This is a genomic window from Atribacter laminatus (genome assembly GCF_015775515.1).
In the GTDB taxonomy this organism is placed as follows: domain Bacteria; phylum Atribacterota; class Atribacteria; order Atribacterales; family Atribacteraceae; genus Atribacter; species Atribacter laminatus.
In genome coordinates, this window is the sequence record NZ_CP065383.1 from 52,070 (window position 1) to 71,937 (window position 19,868).

Annotated in this window: 19 protein-coding genes; 2 read left to right on the top strand and 17 right to left on the bottom strand. The window is 39.3% G+C overall.

Translation table 11 applies throughout. The features are described from left to right. Window positions 1-73: 73 nt before the first annotated feature. The 5 genes from lplA to RT761_RS00315 all read right to left on the bottom strand — a co-directional run bounded on the left by lplA (window position 74) and on the right by RT761_RS00315 (window position 5,731). The gene (lplA, locus tag RT761_RS00295) at window positions 74-1,054 is read right to left on the bottom strand and encodes a lipoate--protein ligase (RefSeq protein ID WP_218112102.1); all 981 of its coding nucleotides are present in this window, start codon (window positions 1,052-1,054) and stop codon (window positions 74-76) included. 1 nt (window position 1,055) lies between these two features. After that, window positions 1,056-1,913, bottom strand: a complete 858-nt coding sequence (gene lipA, locus RT761_RS00300; protein WP_343073759.1) for a lipoyl synthase — start codon at window positions 1,911-1,913, stop codon at window positions 1,056-1,058. Continuing rightward, window positions 1,906-2,157: a biotin/lipoyl-containing protein gene (locus RT761_RS00305; protein WP_246465256.1), complete on the bottom strand. Its 252-nt coding sequence runs from the start codon at window positions 2,155-2,157 to the stop codon at window positions 1,906-1,908. Before RT761_RS00305 ends, lipA begins: the two co-directional genes overlap by 8 nt. Before the next feature lie 558 nt (window positions 2,158-2,715). Next, on the bottom strand, window positions 2,716-3,693 hold the full coding sequence (locus RT761_RS00310) for an SIR2 family protein (protein ID WP_218112105.1): 978 nt from the start codon (window positions 3,691-3,693) through the stop codon (window positions 2,716-2,718). Window positions 3,694-4,084: 391 nt separating this feature from the next. After that, the gene (locus tag RT761_RS00315) at window positions 4,085-5,731 is read right to left on the bottom strand and encodes a sensor domain-containing diguanylate cyclase/phosphohydrolase (RefSeq protein WP_218112106.1); all 1,647 of its coding nucleotides are present in this window, start codon (window positions 5,729-5,731) and stop codon (window positions 4,085-4,087) included. A gap of 329 nt (window positions 5,732-6,060) precedes the next feature. On the opposite strand from RT761_RS00315, the gene RT761_RS00320 reads away from it, so the two are divergent. Further along, window positions 6,061-6,255, top strand: coding sequence for a hypothetical protein (locus RT761_RS00320; RefSeq protein WP_218112107.1), 195 nt, complete (start codon window positions 6,061-6,063; stop codon window positions 6,253-6,255). 1,205 nt (window positions 6,256-7,460) lie between these two features. Here RT761_RS00320 and RT761_RS00325 read toward each other — a convergent pair. The 4 genes from RT761_RS00325 to RT761_RS14150 all read right to left on the bottom strand — a co-directional run bounded on the left by RT761_RS00325 (window position 7,461) and on the right by RT761_RS14150 (window position 14,607). Further along, on the bottom strand, window positions 7,461-8,933 hold the full coding sequence (locus tag RT761_RS00325; protein ID WP_218112108.1) for an IS1182 family transposase: 1,473 nt from the start codon (window positions 8,931-8,933) through the stop codon (window positions 7,461-7,463). Window positions 8,934-9,287: 354 nt separating this feature from the next. Beyond that, complete coding sequence (gene dprA, locus RT761_RS00330; RefSeq protein WP_218112109.1) at window positions 9,288-10,376, bottom strand: DNA-processing protein DprA; 1,089 nt, start codon at window positions 10,374-10,376, stop codon at window positions 9,288-9,290. Between the two features lie 2 nt (window positions 10,377-10,378). Beyond that, complete coding sequence (locus RT761_RS00335; RefSeq protein ID WP_218112110.1) at window positions 10,379-11,911, bottom strand: YifB family Mg chelatase-like AAA ATPase; 1,533 nt, start codon at window positions 11,909-11,911, stop codon at window positions 10,379-10,381. Between the two features lie 1,091 nt (window positions 11,912-13,002). Continuing rightward, complete coding sequence (locus RT761_RS14150; protein WP_281388053.1) at window positions 13,003-14,607, bottom strand: AAA family ATPase; 1,605 nt, start codon at window positions 14,605-14,607, stop codon at window positions 13,003-13,005. Between the two features lie 1,017 nt (window positions 14,608-15,624). On the opposite strand from RT761_RS14150, the gene RT761_RS00345 reads away from it, so the two are divergent. Next, window positions 15,625-16,062 (top strand): hypothetical protein, encoded by a 438-nt coding sequence (locus tag RT761_RS00345; RefSeq protein WP_218112112.1) that lies wholly within the window; start codon window positions 15,625-15,627, stop codon window positions 16,060-16,062. A 90-nt stretch (window positions 16,063-16,152) separates the two neighbouring features. On the opposite strand, the gene RT761_RS00350 is transcribed toward RT761_RS00345, so the two are convergent. The 8 genes from RT761_RS00350 to rpsP all read right to left on the bottom strand — a co-directional run bounded on the left by RT761_RS00350 (window position 16,153) and on the right by rpsP (window position 19,816). Then, window positions 16,153-16,527, bottom strand: a complete 375-nt coding sequence (locus RT761_RS00350; RefSeq protein ID WP_218112113.1) for a YraN family protein — start codon at window positions 16,525-16,527, stop codon at window positions 16,153-16,155. Continuing rightward, window positions 16,511-17,104 carry a ribonuclease HII gene (locus tag RT761_RS00355; RefSeq protein WP_218112114.1) on the bottom strand — a complete coding sequence of 198 codons (594 nt, stop codon included), beginning with the start codon at window positions 17,102-17,104 and terminating at the stop codon, window positions 16,511-16,513. The genes RT761_RS00350 and RT761_RS00355 overlap by 17 nt, the downstream gene beginning before the upstream one ends. A gap of 2 nt (window positions 17,105-17,106) precedes the next feature. Further along, the gene (gene lepB / locus RT761_RS00360) at window positions 17,107-17,649 is read right to left on the bottom strand and encodes a signal peptidase I (protein WP_218112115.1); all 543 of its coding nucleotides are present in this window, start codon (window positions 17,647-17,649) and stop codon (window positions 17,107-17,109) included. Continuing rightward, window positions 17,627-17,980: a 50S ribosomal protein L19 gene (gene rplS, locus RT761_RS00365; RefSeq protein ID WP_218112116.1), complete on the bottom strand. Its 354-nt coding sequence runs from the start codon at window positions 17,978-17,980 to the stop codon at window positions 17,627-17,629. The genes lepB and rplS overlap by 23 nt, the downstream gene beginning before the upstream one ends. Window positions 17,981-18,121: 141 nt before the next feature. Continuing rightward, the gene (gene trmD / locus RT761_RS00370) at window positions 18,122-18,835 is read right to left on the bottom strand and encodes a tRNA (guanosine(37)-N1)-methyltransferase TrmD (protein WP_218112117.1); all 714 of its coding nucleotides are present in this window, start codon (window positions 18,833-18,835) and stop codon (window positions 18,122-18,124) included. After that, a complete protein-coding gene (gene rimM / locus RT761_RS00375; RefSeq protein ID WP_218113378.1) occupies window positions 18,832-19,347 on the bottom strand; it encodes a ribosome maturation factor RimM in 516 nt (171 codons plus the stop codon). The genes trmD and rimM overlap by 4 nt, the downstream gene beginning before the upstream one ends. After that, window positions 19,338-19,568 (bottom strand): KH domain-containing protein, encoded by a 231-nt coding sequence (locus RT761_RS00380; protein WP_218112118.1) that lies wholly within the window; start codon window positions 19,566-19,568, stop codon window positions 19,338-19,340. Before RT761_RS00380 ends, rimM begins: the two co-directional genes overlap by 10 nt. Then, window positions 19,565-19,816 carry a 30S ribosomal protein S16 gene (gene rpsP, locus RT761_RS00385; protein ID WP_218112119.1) on the bottom strand — a complete coding sequence of 84 codons (252 nt, stop codon included), beginning with the start codon at window positions 19,814-19,816 and terminating at the stop codon, window positions 19,565-19,567. The genes RT761_RS00380 and rpsP overlap by 4 nt, the downstream gene beginning before the upstream one ends. Window positions 19,817-19,868 lie beyond the last annotated feature (52 nt).

The window sequence follows — 19,868 nt, forward strand, 5'->3', positions numbered from 1 at the left end:
TCAACTTTCGCACCAAAATAAATGGTGAAAAATGTTGATTTTAAAGGGATATTAATATTTTAATTGCCTGTTTCTAACAGATAATACTAATCAGCTCTTCATAGCCGATTTTATAAAAGGCTTTTTTCAAATCATACTGATCTAAAGCAGCCTTTATGCTTTCTTTATCGTACCTGCAACCAACTAAAGCACCGCAGATTACAGAAGCATCTATGGAACCGAAGAAATCCCCATAAACATTACAGCTTTCAATGATACCCTTATTTACGTCGAGTTTGAACTCCATTTTACCGCCGTCAAAATATCCTGTTCTGGTGATATTAAATTTTGGTGATTGGCCATAATTCCAATCCCAGCTTTCAAACTTTTCTTTAGCGATTTCATTTATTCTGTTTATATCCTTTTCATTCAGTTTGTATTCATGATTCGAATTGTTCATAATACTCTGCACCATGAGCTTCTTAAATTCCAATCCGTCAATAGGTATAGCCAAATGCTCAGAAATGTTGGTAACCCTGTCACGAACTGATTTTATGCTTTTGGAGATGATTTTATGTTCATCCACGGTTATGGACCTCACCATCTGCTCAAAATCGGTATCAAAAAGCAATGAGCCGTGATGCAGCGTATATCCGCTCTTCATGCATTGTGCATTACCCAAAAACTTTTTATTTTCTATGACAAGATCATTCCTACTGTTAAATTCTGCTTTTACACCTATTTTATTAAGTGCCAAGATTATTGGATGTATGTATTTAGCAAAATCAATCTGATCAGCTTCGCCTTTTGTTATAAAGCTGAACTGCCATCCACCCATGTCTGTATAAATCGTTCCACCTCCGGTGATTCTTCTGACAACATTGATTTGATGTTCTTTCACATATTTCTCATTGATTTCCTCAATTGTGTTCTGATATTTTCCTATCATAAGAGTAGGTTCAGTTCTCCAGAATATGAATATTTGATCTTCCGGAAGCTGTTTCTCTGTTATGAGATAATATTCCAGTGCAAAACTAAAATATGGGTTTGTCGAAGTATTTTCAATATAAATCATTCTATCTTTCCTTTCCCATGTTTATAGCTTCTCCCGCGTTGTAAGAGCTTCTCACCAGAGGACTGCTAGCAATATATTTAAAGCCTTTTCCCTCTCCTACTCTTTTATATTCAACAAACTTTTCCGGTTTCACATATTCCTTCATTTCAATATGCAGCTTTGAAGGACGCAGATATTGACCTATTGTAAAAATATCACACCCAGCCTTCAAACTGTCATCCATAACCTCATAAACCTGCTCATCTGTTTCTCCTAGCCCAACCATAATACCAGTTTTGGTAAGAATATGATGAGCTTTATCCTTAACATATTTTAGTACATACATAGAGCGATCATAATCTGCCTCCGGGCGGACCTTGCTGTATAACGATTTCACGGTTTCGATGTTATGGTTGATAACTTCTGGATTTGCTTTGATTACAATGTCCAGATGTGCAACAATACCTTTTAGATCAGGAATAAGCACTTCTATAGTCGTAGCCAGATTTAATTCCCTGACAGCCTGAATGGTCTTTGCGAAATGAGCTGCTCCCCCATCTTCCAAATCATCCCTGGTTACGCTTGTTATTACAACATGCTTCAAACCAAGCTTTTTTACCACCTCGGCTAAATGCTGTGGTTCATTAGGATCAACTGCCTCAACGCAGCCTTTTGAAACATTGCAGAATCTGCAATGCCTTGTACAAATACTACCTAAAATCATAAATGTAGCAGTATTCTTTTTATAACATTCCCCAAGATTAGGGCAGTTAGCTTCTTTGCAAACCGTATTCAATTTAAGATTTGCCATCAGATTACTTATTTCATCTACAGCGCCTTTATTATAACTGACTTTCAGCCAATCTGGTCTTTTATCCATTTTCTCCATCTTGCTCTCCGCATTCAAGTACTGCTACTACTTCATTTATACCTACTTCATCGCCCTCTTCAAAAAAAACTTCCTCTAACGTTCCATTTACCATACTTTCAATCTCGATGACTACCTTATCAGTTTCCACTTCAAAAATCACTTCGCCTTTTTCAATGGTTTCTCCGGGTTGTTTATTCCATGCCACAAGAACTCCCATTTCCATATTAGCGCTAAGTTTTGGCATCTTAATCATTTTTTTCAACTCATTTTCCTCCTTTAATTAACTCTCTTTTTCTCTTATTATCTTCGTTTTTCTTAAATTTTCACTTTGATCTGATGAGTGTATTTCTCTAGGAATAGTTTAATACCCGATCGCTGAGTGTTTCCGTGCATGGGGAACAAATCGATGTTGGTTTATATCTTGGCCATTTGGATCCCACATTAGCTCCAGGCGAAAAACCTCCAATGTCTTACGGCATCTTTGAGCCTAATTCCTTCGTCCTATCTATCCTTGAGATGGAACGTCAGTCATGCTCATAAACTAGGCAAACTGCCCTAATAATAAATTTTAAACTGACTGCCACGGCTCTCCTCTTTCTTAGTACTGCCTTTTATTGCTGTTCATTGCTGTAACACCGTATGTTTATCCTATGCGGCAATTGGACAACTGCACCACACAGCTCTTCAGATTACTTAAGGTGCCTTAAGCTACAAATTAATGTCGCTCAATTTTAAAATTCTTGTGGGTTATCTACTCAAAACTTTTAGTTTCATAAAGGAGATTATATACTATAGTAGCATTTTAGATTGGTTAGTTTCGCAGCTTCTCGCTTAGCCAAAGAATAGCATTCTCATCAAAAACTGAATTCCAAATAATTAAGTTTTCCTGGTTAAAGATTTTTCTTCCCCAGAACTGTTCAATCTCCTTTTTCTTTTTACACGCATCAGGACTTACAATAAAAATCCGCTTCTTTTTCCATAACGGATCTTTCAAGAATCCGTTCAGAACCAACTGTAGGTGACTATCTTCAGGACGTAGGCCACACCCGATGATAATTATATTCGTAGCGATTTTGGCAAATTGGATTGCATCTAACAGTAGATATTGAAGCTCCAATGCAAACTGTTTGATGAATGACGGGGCAATTACATACGGGCTAGAATCCAACCCTCCCCAAAGTTGTTGGTTTTTTCCTGACCTGGGAAACAATGTAGAGTTGATCTCAACGTCTACATACATCGACTCTGGTTTTTTGAAAAATGAAGCCTCACGAAAATTCTCAGAGCCATGAATCTTGAGAATTTGAATATTCCTTTGATTCTCAGGTAACGAATCATCATTCATATTTTTAATAATGTGATAACCACCTCTCGGACTCCATACCTCGTAATAATCAAGAAATCCTTCGAGAAAACAGTCGTAGTTTAGAGAAATTATAACGTCATTGTCCGAAAGGATATGAATAAACGGTAATAACCATCTAACTTTATCCAGAAATTTGGCATCAATCTGAAATCTAAAACGACTAAAATATTTTGCAATTTGTTCGTTAATGTCTTTCCGGTCATTTTCCGTAAAGCAACCAGTTTCATTATGAAGATCGAGATCGAATCGGGTTAAAAGTATTTCGATATCTGACAAACCATATTCTGACCAAATCCTCCCAAGTGGAGAATTATCTGGTTCTGGACCTACAACCTTTTCCAGGAAATCTTTATTCAATGGCGCATTATCGCAAATCGCTTTTGTAAAGCCTGCACCAATGATAAATAAATTTGAAATAGCCACGACCTCCCTGCTTATCTAACCCTTTGGTTTAGTGGCGATATAATCCATTGCTTAAAATAGTAATTATTAGATAAGCTATTTTTTTATATAATAGCATAATTCTCTTTTTACACTTTATAGTTCGAATTGAATCACTTTAAATTTTGATAAGCCCCTATCTATCGTTACCACGATAAAATAGTAATTTTTTATTTTTAGTCATCTGCGATAATTTATTGAAGTTTTTAATCTCCTAAACAAAGAACTTACTAGATGATCCTTTGCAGCTACAGAAATAATTAACCCGGGTACGATGACCCGGGTTATGGGGTAATTGCATCGGGAGTGATCCAACGAATCACTCCCTAGCAAAGAATAAATCTTTCTACTGCTCTATAATTTGAAAAAACTGCTACGTTTCATTGGTAACGATCTCTAGAAAGACCCTGGTAAGCTCTGGATCAAACTGTGTACCAGCTCCCCTTTTAATTTCTTCAATAGCCTCTTCTTTGCTCATTTTTTGTTTATAAGCACGACCAGAAATCATGACGTCATAGGCATCAACAATAGCAAGAATCCGGGATGATAGTGGAATGTCCTCTTTTTTTAACCCCCGAGGATATCCGGTTCCATCCCACCTTTCATGATGGGCAAGAATACCTTTGGCAATAAAGGCTAGGTCAGGAGATGATTGGGTGATTCGATACCCAACTTCCGGGTGCTGTCGAATGAGTTTCCACTCATCCAAAGAAAGCTCTGAATCCTTGGTTAAAATTGTTTGTGGTATGGCAACTTTCCCGATATCATGGAGAACGGCCAGCAAGCGAAGTTCGCTTCGTAACGAGCCGGTTAAATTTAATTTTTCGCACATCTTTTCACATAATGTTTGAAGTCTTACAGCGTGTAATTCGGTCTCTTCGCTCACCTCGATTAACGTCCTTTCCAGGGTGGCAATGACCGCCGATCGGTTACTTTGCTCGCTTATTAATTTCTGTTGATACATTTTATCTTCAGCTTGTTTGAGAATTAAATGAATATCTTGATTGTCGGTTATTTTCGTTTCAGATCCCAAAGCAATGCTGAGAGGGATTGGTTCTACCTGAGCATCACTAATGTTTATATTAATCCTGTCGATTATATTCTCGGCTTCCTGGTTGGAGGTATTGGGAAGGAGAATGACAAATTCATCTCCTCCATAGCGAGCAACGGTATCTCCCTGCCGGCAGGATACTTTTAAACATTTCGCAGTAATTTTAAGCATTCTATCTCCTTCATCGTGGCCAAACGCATCATTCACCAATTTAAGGCCATTCATATCTCCAATAATAATGCTCATCGGTAAGTATCTCGGATTATCGTATTTTTCCAGTTCATTTTCAAAATAGGCTCGATTGTATATACCGGTCAATGAATCATGAAAGGTTAAATATTTTATCTTTTCCTCGACTTTTTTTCTTTCGGTGATATCCCGCACAACACAATTTCCATATACTTTTCCATTTTTCCGATATGAATTACAATGACATTCAGTAACCATTTTATGACCATTCTTTGCTATAAAAGTGGTTTCAAAAAGGAGCTCGCTTTCAGCATGGTAAAGCTTGCTGAAAATATACTTCATCCTCTCCTGGTAGTTTTTATCGATTAATTCGTAGAAAGGTACTTTAAAAAGCTCTTCTCTCTCATACCCGAACATGTCACAGACGATTGAGTTTGCACTTAATATTTTTATCTCACCATAGACATCGCTTATCTCAAAAACGAATAATCCATCAACAATCGAATCAAATAAATAACGGTATTTTATTTCTTTCTGTTCAAGGGATTCCAGCAATTTAACAAGGTGAGCTTTTTGGTCTCGAGTTACATCCAACAATCGTCCCAAGGCAATACCGATGAAAAGATACAGGAATGTTCCCAGAATCATAAAAGAAGGATCAATTGTCCTGGGGCTTTTTGATATATAGAGTCCCAAGTTTATGATTGAGTAAGTTGCAGCGATCAAGCCTCCCGTTAACCCCCATACCATGGTTGATAAAAAAATTAAAATGGTTCCCATGATCCCTCTCTCGGGAATACCAAAATTAACAGATAAAAAGGGGATTAAGACTCCATAGGAGACAACTACGATAATGAATAATAACTTTTTATTTTTGTTCAAAATTCTAAAAAATGGGCCCATAGAGTAAATATCGTCAAAAAAACCAATTTTATTAGTAAAATGAAGCTATTTTTAATAACAAAATTTAGTTTCTCATATTCTTAAAAATAAAATACTGTCCATTAAATTCCCAACTATTCTTAACCCAGCACCCCTGCAAAAATATTTTTGCGTATTTTCCACAAAACCAAAAAACCATTCTATGATGTTTTTAGGAGGTAAAATTTATGCCAGAACTCACTCAAACCCAAAATTATGTTGCTCGCATAAAGGCTGATCTTTATTGGATTGAAAGAACCATTGAAAAATCACAACTTAATGATATTGATTCCATAAAAGTCATTCACCGGCTTGCCAATGCAGGCTATTTATCAGCGCAAGCCATAAGTGATCTCAGCAAAGAAATGATTGGGAAGAAATAAAAAAATCCCCCGGTTTTTACACCGGAGGTTATATAGTATCTATAAAGCCACCCTCGGCAGAGGGAGCCCGTCTCCACCAAGGGCGAAGGAGGATTGCAACGAGAATTAATCGTTAGAATTTTATCACTTTGAATCCTACCAACAGAATTAAAGTTATTGCTGGTACAAATTATAACCAGAACGCAAGACTACGGGTTGTTTTGATTTGAATTATTCCTTTTTTAGTATTTAACATGTTTCCTTGTTTCATAGTTTTTTATATTTATAATATTTTATTGACTTACTAAACCAACTTTTGAATTAAAATCTCTGTTAAAATCCATTATTTCAAAGAATTTATGAATGGAAACACCTTTCTTTCTAGCCAAATTAGCATAGAAAAAAAGTAGATCTCATAAAGAGCAATATCTTCAATAGTCCTTCTTAAACTTTATAATGGAGCTTTGCAATAATGTCAGTTGGTTCATACCCTCTTTGATTGCTGGTTTAGTTTCCCACCCTTATCTTGAAATTTGCTGTTTGTTAATTATCATTCGTTAATATAATCAAAAACACACCAAATATTTACTATTCTTTGAGCGTAAGTCCCTTTCTCTTTTAACTCTTTTCAACCAAATTCAGAAAAAACCACAAAGGAATATCATTGGTTTAGACTTGAAAAACTTCATTTCCAAAAGGTAAACCTTGGTCTGTTCGGATTATCTTCTTCTGGAGTGAAAAACGAATTTTTCAATGATTGGCTTGTTTTCGGTCGATCTTATTCTTTTTTGGGACCATAATCATCACCCAATATAGAAGGTGATGGAAGTGAGGCCTCCTTCAAAATGGTAAATTCTATCCTGAAAATACCATCTTATAAATTCCCCCATTGAGGGGGGATAAAGGGGGGTGTGCCTTTAATCGGTCATCCTGAGCCCTCGCTTTTTGAGGGCGTGAGGATCTCATCTTTTAAGTTTTTTCTTCATAAATACTTTAAATGATGAGATTCTTACGTCGTCCGGCAAAAACACCGGACTCCTCAGAATGACTAAGTGGATGGTAGAGATTGCCACGTCGCACAAGACGCTCCTCGCAATCAGGCTGTGTCACATCTGTCACTATTTAGCCGTAATCTTTCGTAGATTCAAAAAATTTCAGATAAAAGTTAAGCTAAGAATAGATCTCGGCTGGTATTAGACTCGATCTTAGCTAATTCTGGTTGGTTTTTATCCGATACCCCCTAAAGAGGTGGGATATTTCCCTCCTATCTCTTTCAAGAGACTCACTAAGGTGGTTACCCCGAGGAGGGTGATCATCCGAACCAGGTTAAAACAGGTCCCAAAGAGTGACGCTTCGGCTTTGACTCCTGGCAGGCCTCTTAAGAGGAAGGCATTCACACCTAAGTTACGTTTGATATGTCCAAAGGGAAGCTCGACTTTGGCTTTTCTTTTTCGGTAAATTGCTTGGGACTCAGGCTCTTTATACTGGGCCTCGAACTTTTCTCTGAGTTCTTCATTCGCCAGTCGGATGACTTTCCTCCCGTGTTGAGAGGAAGTACAAACCCCATAATGGGGACAAGCTAAACAGATTTTCTTGGCTGAGATCAGATAGTGTTTATGACCGTTTTTTTTATTCTTATTAAGATGAGAAAAGGTGAGTGTGTGTCCTTCGGGGCAGATATAGCAATCATGGATCTTATCATAGCTAAACTGGTCTTTGGCAAAAGGAGACGGTATTTTTTCTGAGGCCTGTCTTTGGGAGGGAACGACGACTTTGATCCCTTGCTGGTCAATTTTCGCTAATTCCGTGGTCGAGGCATAACCGGAATCAGCACAGGCGACCTGGCACTTATGCTCTAAGAGTGCATTGGCTTGGTTGATCTGTCGGCTGAACTGATTGAGATCGTTATTCTCACTGACGACATCAGCGGAGAGAATCAGACCGTGCTTTTCATCAACGACACTTTGGACGCTGTAGCCGGCGTGAGTTCCAGCAAGACTATTGATCCGGGTACAGTCCGGATCAGTGGTGTTCAGGGATGTTTGCTTTTTGGTTTCCAGTTCTTTTAAGATACCCTGGACTTTGGTCTTTAAGACGTCTTGGTCTTGTAATTCCTGATCCATTTTGACCAAAGAGCCACACCCCTTTTCAGCCTCATCGACCGTCTCACACTGGTTGAGGATATCAGCAATCCGCTGATCGATCGCTTTGAGGACTTTGTGGGCTTTTTTCTTATCCCAGCTCTTTTTGATGGAGGCATTGGCTTTGAATTTGCTGCCATCGACAAAGAGGGTGTTGCCTTCGATCAGATTGAGCTGGATACACATCTTCGCACACTGTTTTAAGACCTCGGCTAACTGAGAGCGGTTTTTTCTTCTGAATTCAGCAATGGTCTTATGGTCGGGTGTGAGCCCTGAGGTCAGCCAGATAAAGGAGAGGTTATGATGGTTCGCTCGTTCCAATTTTCGGGAACTCCGGATCCCATAGGCATAGCCATAGACCACAAGTTTCAACATCACCTTGGGGTGGTATTGGGGGTTCCCGGCTTGGTGGGGATCCAGGTTCAATCCCAACTTTTCAAGATCGAGTGCTTCGACAAAGGCATCATAGGCTCTGACCGGATCATCGAGAGGAATGTAGTCTTCGATACTCGACGGGAAGAGTTGGAGTTGGTTTCTATTCGCATATCGATATGCCATGATCGGGGTATCCTTTCTTGACTCTCATACTTTTATCTTACCCTTTTATTGTACCATATTATGGGCTAAATGCCTTGTAGAATAAGGATTTTATTGAGTTTTTAGTTATTATTTTTGTTCAAAAAAACCGATAATTGTGACACAGTCTGAATGACGGATTTAGATAGGTATATTCATCTTCATCTGGTGCTGCTATGCAGCATGAGGGTCTATCCTGTAAACGAACAAGGATACCAGCTTACGACGTAAGATTGAAAAGATTAAAAAACTGAAACTGATTAGGATAGATCCTCTCCATTTTCATCGTTATGTGGCGTCACACAAGTGACACGAGGGTCAATCCTGTATTTTACATCAAACCAATCCTATCTTCCCACCGGCAAAGGTTTGAATGACTTTTTTCATCTCCAGGGATAAGAGAACTTTGTAAAAGCGGCCGGAATCCCAGCCAGTTTTGGTTAAAAGTTCTTCAAGATAACAACCGGAAATATCCAGAAAATTGAGGAGTTCTTTTTCGTCTTCATCCAAATCGGGGAGTGCTGTTTTTTTCTTCATTTTTGAGTGGGGTGAGGCTAGAAATCCCAATTCCTCAACAATATCGGCGACATTGTGGACTAAGCGCGCCCCTTGGTTGATGAGTTGGTGGGTGCCTTCGCTCTGGTAGGAAAAGATTGATCCTGGGACGGACATCACTTCTCTCCCCTGTTCCAGGGCAAAGTTAACGGTAATCATTGCTCCACTTTTTAAAGGAGCTTCAACCACCACCACTCCCAAAGAAAGACCGCTAATGAGTCGGTTTCGGACCGGAAAACTTTCCTTTTGTGGTCCAAAACCGGGAACAAATTCGCTGATCAAGGCACCCTTTTGATGAAGAATTCGCTCGGCTAATCCTCGGTTCGAGCCTGGATAGACGATATCAACTCCAGTTCCTAAAACGGCAACGGTTTTTCCCTCTCCCTCCAGGGCACCATAATGGGCTTCTCCATCAATTCCCAGAGCTAAACCACTCACAACTATCCAGCCCTCTTCAGCCAGAGAGCGAGCCAAGTACCTGGCAACTTTTTTCCCATAGGTAGTCGCTCGTCGGGTTCCAACCATAGCAATCCATTTTTTAGAGGAACGAAAATCAAAATCTCCTCGTTGATAAAGGAGATAGGGCGGATAGGTTATATCTCTCAATAAAGCCGGATATCGTTCATCGGAAATGGGGAGGATGTGGATTCCCCGCTTGAGGATTTTTTGGAAAACCTCTTCCGGCTGAAGTGACAGTTTAACCGGAAGAATTTCTTCAACGATTTTTTCTCCGAGACAGTGGATGAGGTCTTTGGGGGATGCCTTCCAGGCGTCACTTGCTGATCCAAAAGTCTCGATTATTTTCTGAAAACGAACCGGACCGATACCTGGTAAATGATTAAACGCCACCCAGAAAGGAAGGTCTTTCATCTTTAAAACTCCAGATATTTTCGATCCAGGGTTCGATACTGAATGGCTTCGGCAACGTGCTCAATATCAATTTTTTCTGAGCGGTCAAGGTCGGCGATGGTCCGGGCAACTTTTAAAATCCGATGATAGGCTCGAGCACTCAAGGCCAAGCTTTCAATGGACTTTTCAAGAAGATCGTGAGCTTCTCGGCTACAGACACAGAACTTTTTCATATGCCGGACTTTCATCTCTCCATTGAGATGAATTCCCTCTTTTTGATACCTTTCTCTTTGGATAAGCCGAACTTGCTCAACTCTTTTTCTCACCACTTCTGAATTTTCACCAGTGGCATTCGAGGAAAGATCGGAAAAATCCAATCGGGGAATCTCGACTTGGAGGTCCATCCGGTCTAAAAAAGGACCGGATAACCGGCTCCGATAGCGGATGATTTGAGAGGTGGAACAAGTACAGGTTTTCTTGGTATCACCTAGGAAGCCACAGGGACATGGATTACATGAGGCGACCAGAGTGAATTTAGCCGGATAGGTGGTGGTCATGCTAGCTCGGGAGATGGTTATCTTCCCTTCCTCAAGGGGTTCCCGCAGTGCTTCCAATACATTTCTCTTAAACTCCAGAACTTCATCCAAAAAGAGTACTCCATGATGAGAAAGACTGATTTCTCCAGGGCGCGGCCATTGACCGCCACCGATAAGAGCCACATCGGAAATGGTATGGTGGGGAGATCGAAAAGGTCGGCTAATAACCAAGGGTCGGTCACCGGATATCAGACCGGCAACGCTATGAATCTTTGTTACTTCGATTGCTTCTTCTAAGGATAATAAGGGGAGTAATCCAGGTAACCTTCTGGATAACATGGTCTTCCCTGATCCTGGTGGACCGACAAAGAGAAGGTGATGGCCACCGGCAGCTGAAATTTCTAAGGCTCGCTTTCCGTGGCGCTGCCCTTTAACCTCTGATAAATCATCATCACGGTTGGTATGGTGAAATAAACTTTGAGGATCGATAGTAACTGGATTTTTAGCTTGATTTCCATTAAGAAAATCCGCCAGTTGGTTGATGTCACGAAAACCATATACCTCAACTTTGCCAGCAATAGCCCCTTCGCGAGCATTGGCATTGGCAACAAATAAACGATAGGAACTGGCTTCTTTTGAAAGAGCATGAGCGATCGGTAGAATTCCGTGGACTGGTCGTATTTCACCGGAAAGAGATAACTCGCCAACTACTATGGTTCGATCGGAATTAAAACGTGTCTGATCGGTAGCGGTTAATATTCCCAAAGCAATAGCCAAATCAAAATCACTTCCGGTTTTTCGAAGCGATGCCGGTGCCAGGTTAACGGTTACCCGACGAGCTGGAAAAATAAAACCAGTATTTTTTAAAGCACTGCGAACTCTTTCTCGTGCCTCCTGAACTGCTGTGTCAGGTAGCCCAACAATGTTAAAGGAAGGCATACCTGGACCAACATCAATTTCGGCTTCAACTATCGTCGCATCGATTCCAATGGCAGTCGCACTTAAGATTTTCGCTAACAATTCGCATCCCCCTTCACTGGTTTAGACAGAACAACAACTTTATAATCATTATTCTTTTATTAATTAATGATTTTAATTACCTCATAATATTTATTATATAAAATATAATAAATAATGACTATCCATTAAAAAACCATTTCTCGTGACTTTTTTTGTATAATCTCATTAATTTTTTTTCTTTCCTCGCCATAGTCTCATTATTAATTTTAGATGCTACCAATCAATAAGGTTCTTTTATCTCTAAGAAAATTTCCTATAAGTTAAATGGCCTGAAATATTTATATATCAACCTGGACTATTAAAGGCAATCGATAGATTTGAGATTAAAGAAACCTCTGTTGACCAAATCTGAAGTGTAGAATTTTTTCTTTAAATGTGATATTAATTACCTATTAATTATTTTTTAAAGTTATTTAATAACTTTAAAATTTTAGTAGGAGGGGAATTTCATTATCTTTTCAACTTCTTGGATTTTATCCTACACAAACAATTTGGCCTCAATTTCATTTACACCAGAAAATCAAATAAACCTGTGTACCCTTTTCTTCTATATCTTGCTTATATCTCTTCCTTTATTATTCCTTATTCTCATCAACCACCGTATTCGCAAGATCAATAAAGAAATAAACCAGTTAAGCCAGGAAATAATCAAGGTTTCTTCAAAAAAGGTTGATAAGCCTGAGAAAGCTGGTAATAAAAAGCAGTAAAACCAATACAATTTCAATCACTTTCAACTTTCGCTATGTAACCAATATTTTCACCTTAATGGCCTTTCTTCACATCGAATTCTGACTTCAATTCCCCAGCAAGAAAAACAAGATCAAATTTACAAGCCACCCAACACTCATGAAATTGGTTAAATGAAATTTTAGGGTTATGATCCATTACTACGGGCTTATGTTAGTGGATAAACAGTGGATAATTAGTTAAAAACAAGCAGTAATTTAGGGAAAGGCTTCGTTTTTTCTTTTTGTGACGGCATTTCAAGGCACCGCTTATTTCAAGAATGAAAGGTACATCAGCGGTGTAAAACTTTTCAATTATTCATTCATTACAATATTTTCTCAACAAATTAGTCATATTATGAATTATTAGATTTCAACTTCTTTCATATCAAGAATTCGGTCGACTCGAAAATGTCTCATCTCTTTTCTTTTAAAACAATAGGCTTCGAGTCCGAAAAAGTTTTTTCCTTGGTATTCGAGTTCACCTAAATAAAATGGTTCGATTATCCGTTTTGATTTTTCATCGTTGGTTTTGAGATAGACAATTTCCAATTTTCTTTTGGCTTCAATAGCCTCTTGAAGAAAACGCAGCTTTTTCTCTAATGGCATCTTTTCATCGGATATCCGGTATTGATAGCGGGTGAGAAACTCCGATACTTTCCAGTCGGCAAAGATATGTTTTTTCTGGATAGGTTGTTTGAGTACAATACCTGTAAGTGAGGTACATCGACTCAAAGCCACATAGACCTGCCCGGGTGAAAAAGCCCCTCTCTCAAGATCAAGAACAATCCGATCAAAAGTCTTTCCCTGGCTTTTATGGATGGTGACCGCCCAAGCCAGCCGCAAGGGAAGCTGGGTGAAAGAACCCAGAGTTTGGGTTTTTATCAAAGAATCACCTTCATCATACTGGTATTCGAAGATCTCCCAGGTGTATGGCTCCACTTTAACCAGATCTCCATCGGTTAATTCAACTATCACTGAAGATGACTCATTTTTTTTATCTTGATTACACAAAACAACTTTCCCGACACTTCCATTCACCCAGCGACCAGAGGGATCATTGTTTAATAGCATGACTTGAGCGCCCTCTTTTAAACCGATAATCTCTTCGGTAGGAAAGTTCTGGGGTTCAAAATTCCCTTCGATTTGGGAATCAAAATAATAGAGCGTCCCGGAAATCTTTTCCAGTTGCTCCTGATTGATTTTATTTGCCGTACTGTTACGGGTGGTGAGGGATATGCAAAAGTCGTCCGGGTTTGGTTTATAATCCGGATTATATCTGGTATTAAGAGTATTTAAATGTTCATCGGTAACCGTTCCATTCCGTATGGCATTGAGAATTTCAATGAATTTTTCATCTTTCTGACGGAAAATCTTATCCAGTTCAATTAATGTGAGAGGAAGGTCGTTAAAGGCTTGAGCTGAGAAAAAATATCCGGTCTTATATTTGTTTCTAAAAATATCCTTTTCCCCTCTTTTGATCACCGGAGGAAGCTGATAAAGGTCTCCAATGAAAACCATTTGCTTCCCACCGAAGGGTTTTTCCCTTTTCTTGCAATTAAGCCGTAAAAATCGGTCTATGCAGTCTAAAAGGTCGGCTCTCACCATTGAGATCTCATCAATAATGATTGTGCCAACCTGTTGGTAGATGTCAATTAAATCGCTGTGTAGCTTTTCGACTTTATCCAGAGTAATATCCGGTCTAAATCGAAAAAAAGAATGGATCGTTTGTCCTTTGACATTTAAAGCGGCAACTCCGGTTGGAGCCAAAACCACTACTTTTTTTGAAGTGTTATTTCGAAAAATTTCAAGCAAGGTCGATTTTCCTGTACCAGCTTTTCCGGTGATAAACAGATGGGAGGAGGTTTTTTCTAAAAGATTTAACGCCGTATCAAATTCTGCAGTTATTTCAATCAACCGACTGGAATGGTTCCGGTTATTTAGTTTTAAATGAGAATTCGGGGGATTCATTTTTACCAAGTCAATAGCTTCTCCATATTTTAAAAATTATCTTGATTGTATCACCAAGATAGCTTATTGAGTTCCAATTGGTCAAGCTTTAGGATACTATCCTGAAAATATCATCAAATGAATTCTTTAATCGGTCATTTTGAGCCCTCTTCCCTTCTCCTTTTTCTCCCTATCTCGCCCTCTCCTCTGTATCTAAGGACGTGAGAACCCAATCTGTCATTGCGAGACCTCGTTTTTTGAGGTCATGGCAATCTCACAAGCCTTTTCCGTCATCCTGAGCCCTCGCTTTTCGAGGGCGTGAGGATCTCATCCTTTAAATGCTGTGGAACTGGTGAATTGTGGAACTGTGAAATCGGAAATGATGAGATTCTCACGTCGTCTGGCAAAAGACACCGGACTCCTTAGAATGAAAAAATGGCTAAATGAGATTGCCACGTCGCACAGGACGCTCCTCGCAATCAGACTGTGTCACAATTATTCTGTAAATTTTTTACCACCACTTAGGTTAATATTTTACAGTAATATTGGGAATAGATAACCAAAAAAATGAAGATAAATGGAATATATCCTCCACTTTCAAGCTCTTCTTGGTGTATGAAAGGGATTGTGACACAGTCTGAATGACGAAAATTAGAGTGGTTTGATAAAACAAACCACATTAAAATACTTTTTAAAAACGTAAGGGCGAGAATTTATTGCGCCCGATGATTAAAAGATGAGATTGCCACGTCGCTGCGCTTTTCGCAATGACGGAGCAGAAAAAATTCAAATCCCCCTTACCCCTTTTCTAAAGGGGGAAATTGATCAGCGAATACATATATTCATCCTCATCTGCTGCCAAAACTTAGTACCAGGTTCCAACTAGCAATAAGAGGTACGAGTTCAGTATTTTTTCTTCTTACTCACTTCAACCTTCTCCTGCCTAAAAAAATATAATAAAATAAGCCAAAGCTTATCCCTGCTCTAATATAGAAGAGGTTTAATAAGAGGGAGCAGAAAAAATTTGGAGGATTACCTATGAAAAATTATCAAAACAGGATTTTTCTATTGGTTTTCATTGCTGTGCTTTGTTTTTTTACTGGCTGTACCTCGTCGGTTCCGCAAACTGAGGAAATAACCCTCAAGCTAAAAATTCAGGAATTTGTCGATTATTTAATTAAATTAGATTATTCCAATGCTCAAGCCTGTCTGATTGTCGATGGACCCACCTATTCCCAACTGGATACTCTGTATAATAAAGTGAGATTAATTACGGTGAGTGGAGGTTTTTCTAATTGTTTTGCCAAGGGGGAAATATACGTCAAAAATATTACCATTTCGGGAAATGATGCACAATTTTCCCATCAACCAGCAAAAATTTATTTTAATTGTATTTCGAGTTCAAATCGAGTCACTTTTGAGGATTTAAATCTTACTGCAGCTCAAAAAATTGGGGATGATTGGTTTTTATGGTAGTGATCGATTTTGGTTGGGAGAAATGGATTGCCCTTCAATTAGTTCGCAAAATTCTGAAAAGGAGCTTGACGTATCGAATCCGGTTAAAGATTAGAAGGCGTTTTTATAATATTTAATACTCGGATGAGCAAAGTCATTGCCGGTGAAAGTAATAGAAACCACATCGAATCGGAAAACAATGGAATTGGGATTATATCCATGACTCATGAGGTAATAAAGAGCAACTTTGCGAATTTTCTCTTGTTTATACTGAGTAACTGAATCCTCTGGAAAGCCAGCGTTTAAGACAGCTCGCGTTTTTACCTCTATAAAGACCAAGGTATTCCGGTCCCGAGCAATAATATCGATTTCTCCTATCCGAGATCGATAATTTCTTTCAATAATTTTCATTTTGCCTCTCCGAGTAACAATTCGAGAGGCAATTTCCTCACCCATCTGACCGATTCTTTTAGAGGTACTTTCCACAAAAGCTCCTTCTATGACAATTCGCAATGCCCAGCTGAGCGATTTTATCCCGATGCAGTTTAGTACCATATCCTTTGTGATGGATAAAGCCATACTCAGGATAAAGTTCTTGATATTGGTTTTCCATAAGGGAATCACGAACCACCTTGGCTACGATTGAAGCAGCCGCAACCGAATAGCTTTTTAATTCCGCATGGGGAGTTGAAATCGAGGGTATATCTAATCCAGGAATCTTTAACCAATCAAAAATTACAAAATCGGGAGCTCTTCTTACTGTAGCTCGCATTACGGCTTCTCGAAAGGAATAAAGATTGGCGTTTTGTACTCCCAGACAATCAATCATTTTCTCCCCAACAATACTTACTCCGAGGCTAAAAGCAGTCTTACAGATAAGCTGATAATAATGGTTTCTTCCCGAGGGTCTTAAAAGTTTGGAATCAGTTAAACCAGAAGGAATGCATCCGGGAGAAAAAATAACACAACACGATACGAGAGGACCAGCTAATGGCCCTCTCCCTGCTTCATCTACTCCACCAACATATTGATAGCCTTTTAACCAAAGGTCTTTTTCCAGCATTTTCAACGTAAAATTTGAATTGACCGGGGAGGCCAATAAATTAAAAAAGCACGTCCTAAAATGTTTTTAAACGGAACATAACCCCAAAATCGACTATCATCACTATTATGACTATTATCTCCTAAAACAAAATAGGAGTTTTCCGGTATAATCTGCTCTCCTCTTCCGTAACTCCCAACGTTTACATACTCTCGATTAAATTGATCTCCTTGAATGGAAACCCCATTAATATATACCAAGCCGTTTTCTATTCGGACTGTTTCACCAGGAAGAGCAATTATTCTCTTTATTAAATTTTTCTTCTTATCAGAGGGATAACGGAAAACAATTATATCACCACGATGAGGTTGATAAAGGCCATAGTAAAATTTTGCCACGAGAACCCTATTGCCTGGTACAAGAGTCGGTTTCATTGAACCGGAAGGAATATAATATCCTTCTATTACAAAATACCGAACAACAAAAGCAATCAGGAGTGCCCAAATAACGGTTTCAACTATTTCTCTCAAGACACTGATCGAATTACCTTTCGCGTTTTTCCTCAATTCTTGATTCTTTGGTGCTTTTCCCACGGAGATAATAAAGCTTTGCTCTCCGCACCTTACCCCGACGAATTATTTCAATGGTTTCGATACGGGGCGAATGGATTGGGAATACTCTTTCTATACCAATACCAAAGGACATTTTCCGCACCGTTATGGTTCGACTAATTCCAGAGCTTTTTAGTGCGATAACCAATCCTTCAAAAACCTGAATACGTTCTTTGTCGCCTTCGACGACTTTTAAATGAACTCTCACCGTTTGTCCTGGTTCAATATCAGGAACTTCTTTCATATAAGCTGATTCAACCGAACGTAACAACCTTGCTTTATCCATTATGGACCTCCTCCTGAAAACCAACTGTTCATTCTATTGAAATGGTACAATCAGTTTCTCAAACAAGTAATCGATCAATAAATAAATTATTCTCAAAAAGCCGAACAATACTATACCATTCTGATTAAAACTTGACAACAGTTACTGTTCCTGAACCACTTCATCGTTTGATCGCTCAAGTAAATCCGGACGAACCAACCGGGTTTTTCGGAGGGCTTCCTTTCGCCTCCACTCTTCAATCAAACTATGATTCCCACTGGTTAAAACCTCCGGCACCTCTTTATCCTTAAAAATCCGAGGCCGGGTATATTGAGGTGGACCCAATATCAGATCGTAAAAGGAATCAAAATGAATCGATTCTTCGTCACCCAGAACCTCGGGAACTAAACGGGTTATCGCTTCGGTGATTATCATTGCCGGCAATTCGCCACCCGATAGGATATAATCGCCAACCGATATTTCTTCTCCCTGGCAGAGTTCAACCACCCTTTGATCAATCCCCTGGTAGCGTCCGCAAATAAGAATAACATGAGAACACAGAGAAAGATTTTCTGCCAAGGACTGGTTAAAAACTCTTCCCTGGGGACTGGTAATCAAAACCCGAGGCTGAGAATCAGTGATCCCTTTGATAAATTCAACTGCTCGGTAGATCGGTTCTGGTTTGAGTACCATTCCAGGCCCGCCACCATAGGGATAATCGTCAACAGTCCGATAACGGTCAGAAGAAAATGCTCTCAAATTATAGGCTTTGATGAATACCAGGCCTCGGTCTTGTGCTCTTTTCACAATTGCTGTTTCGGCAAAACATCGAATCAGTTCCGGAAACAGGGTAATGATATCAATCCGTAATTTCATTCCCAAAAACCCACCGGACACTCGACAGTTATGTATCCTCCCTGAAGGTCAATATGTTTAACATAAACCCGGATAAAAGGGATTAAAAACTCTCTATTTTCTCTATTTACCTGCAGGTAGTCATAGGCTGACCCTTCAACGACATCGCTAACGATACCACAAAATTGGCCATTTTCCATGATTTTCAAATCTATTAGCTGGTAAACTAAATAGGTATCTGGATTATCAGGTCTAGTAACCTTGGTCTTTTCTCTCCAGATCAACTGACCAGATAACCATTCGACTTCTTCTTTGGTGCTCAAATCTATCAGCCACAAAAGAACAAACCGGCCCATGGGTTGAAAATTCTTGACAACCAGGGCACGGTATTGATCTTTGTCTTCAATAAATAAAGTCTTTCCAGGAGAAAAACTATCTAATGTTTCTCCAAATGGAAGGGCCTTTAACCCTCCTGCTAATCCATGAGGTTTAATAAATTTTCCGACAGCAATCTTATTCTTTTCTATTCCAATATCTCAACAACCGCCTTCTTGCCGCTCTTAACGCATGCAGCTTTAACAATAGTCCGAATCGAGCGAGCGATTCTTCCTTGTTTCCCTATGACTTTTCCCATATCTTCGGGAGCAACTCGCACTTCATAAATCACCGATTGTTCGCCTTGGACCTCGGAAACCTTCACTTGTTCCGGATTGTCAACTAAAGCCTTAACCATGTATTCTACGAGATCCTTCACTCTATACCCGGCCTTTCCGTCTGTTTTAACAAAGCCTTGACCTTGTCAGACATCGTTGCTCCATTGCTAAGCCAATACTGAATTCGGTCGAAATTGACTGACCAAAGAGGTGGGTTGACTATCGGTGAATAGTTCCCCAATATTTCAACTGGTTTCCCATCTCGTGCTTTTTGTGAATCGATCGCAACTATCCGGTAATAGGGCGCATGCTTTCGCCCAATTTTAGTGAGCCTTAATTTCACTGCCATCGTTATTCTCCTTTCTTTTTATATCAGATATATTCTGCTGGATGAAATCCAA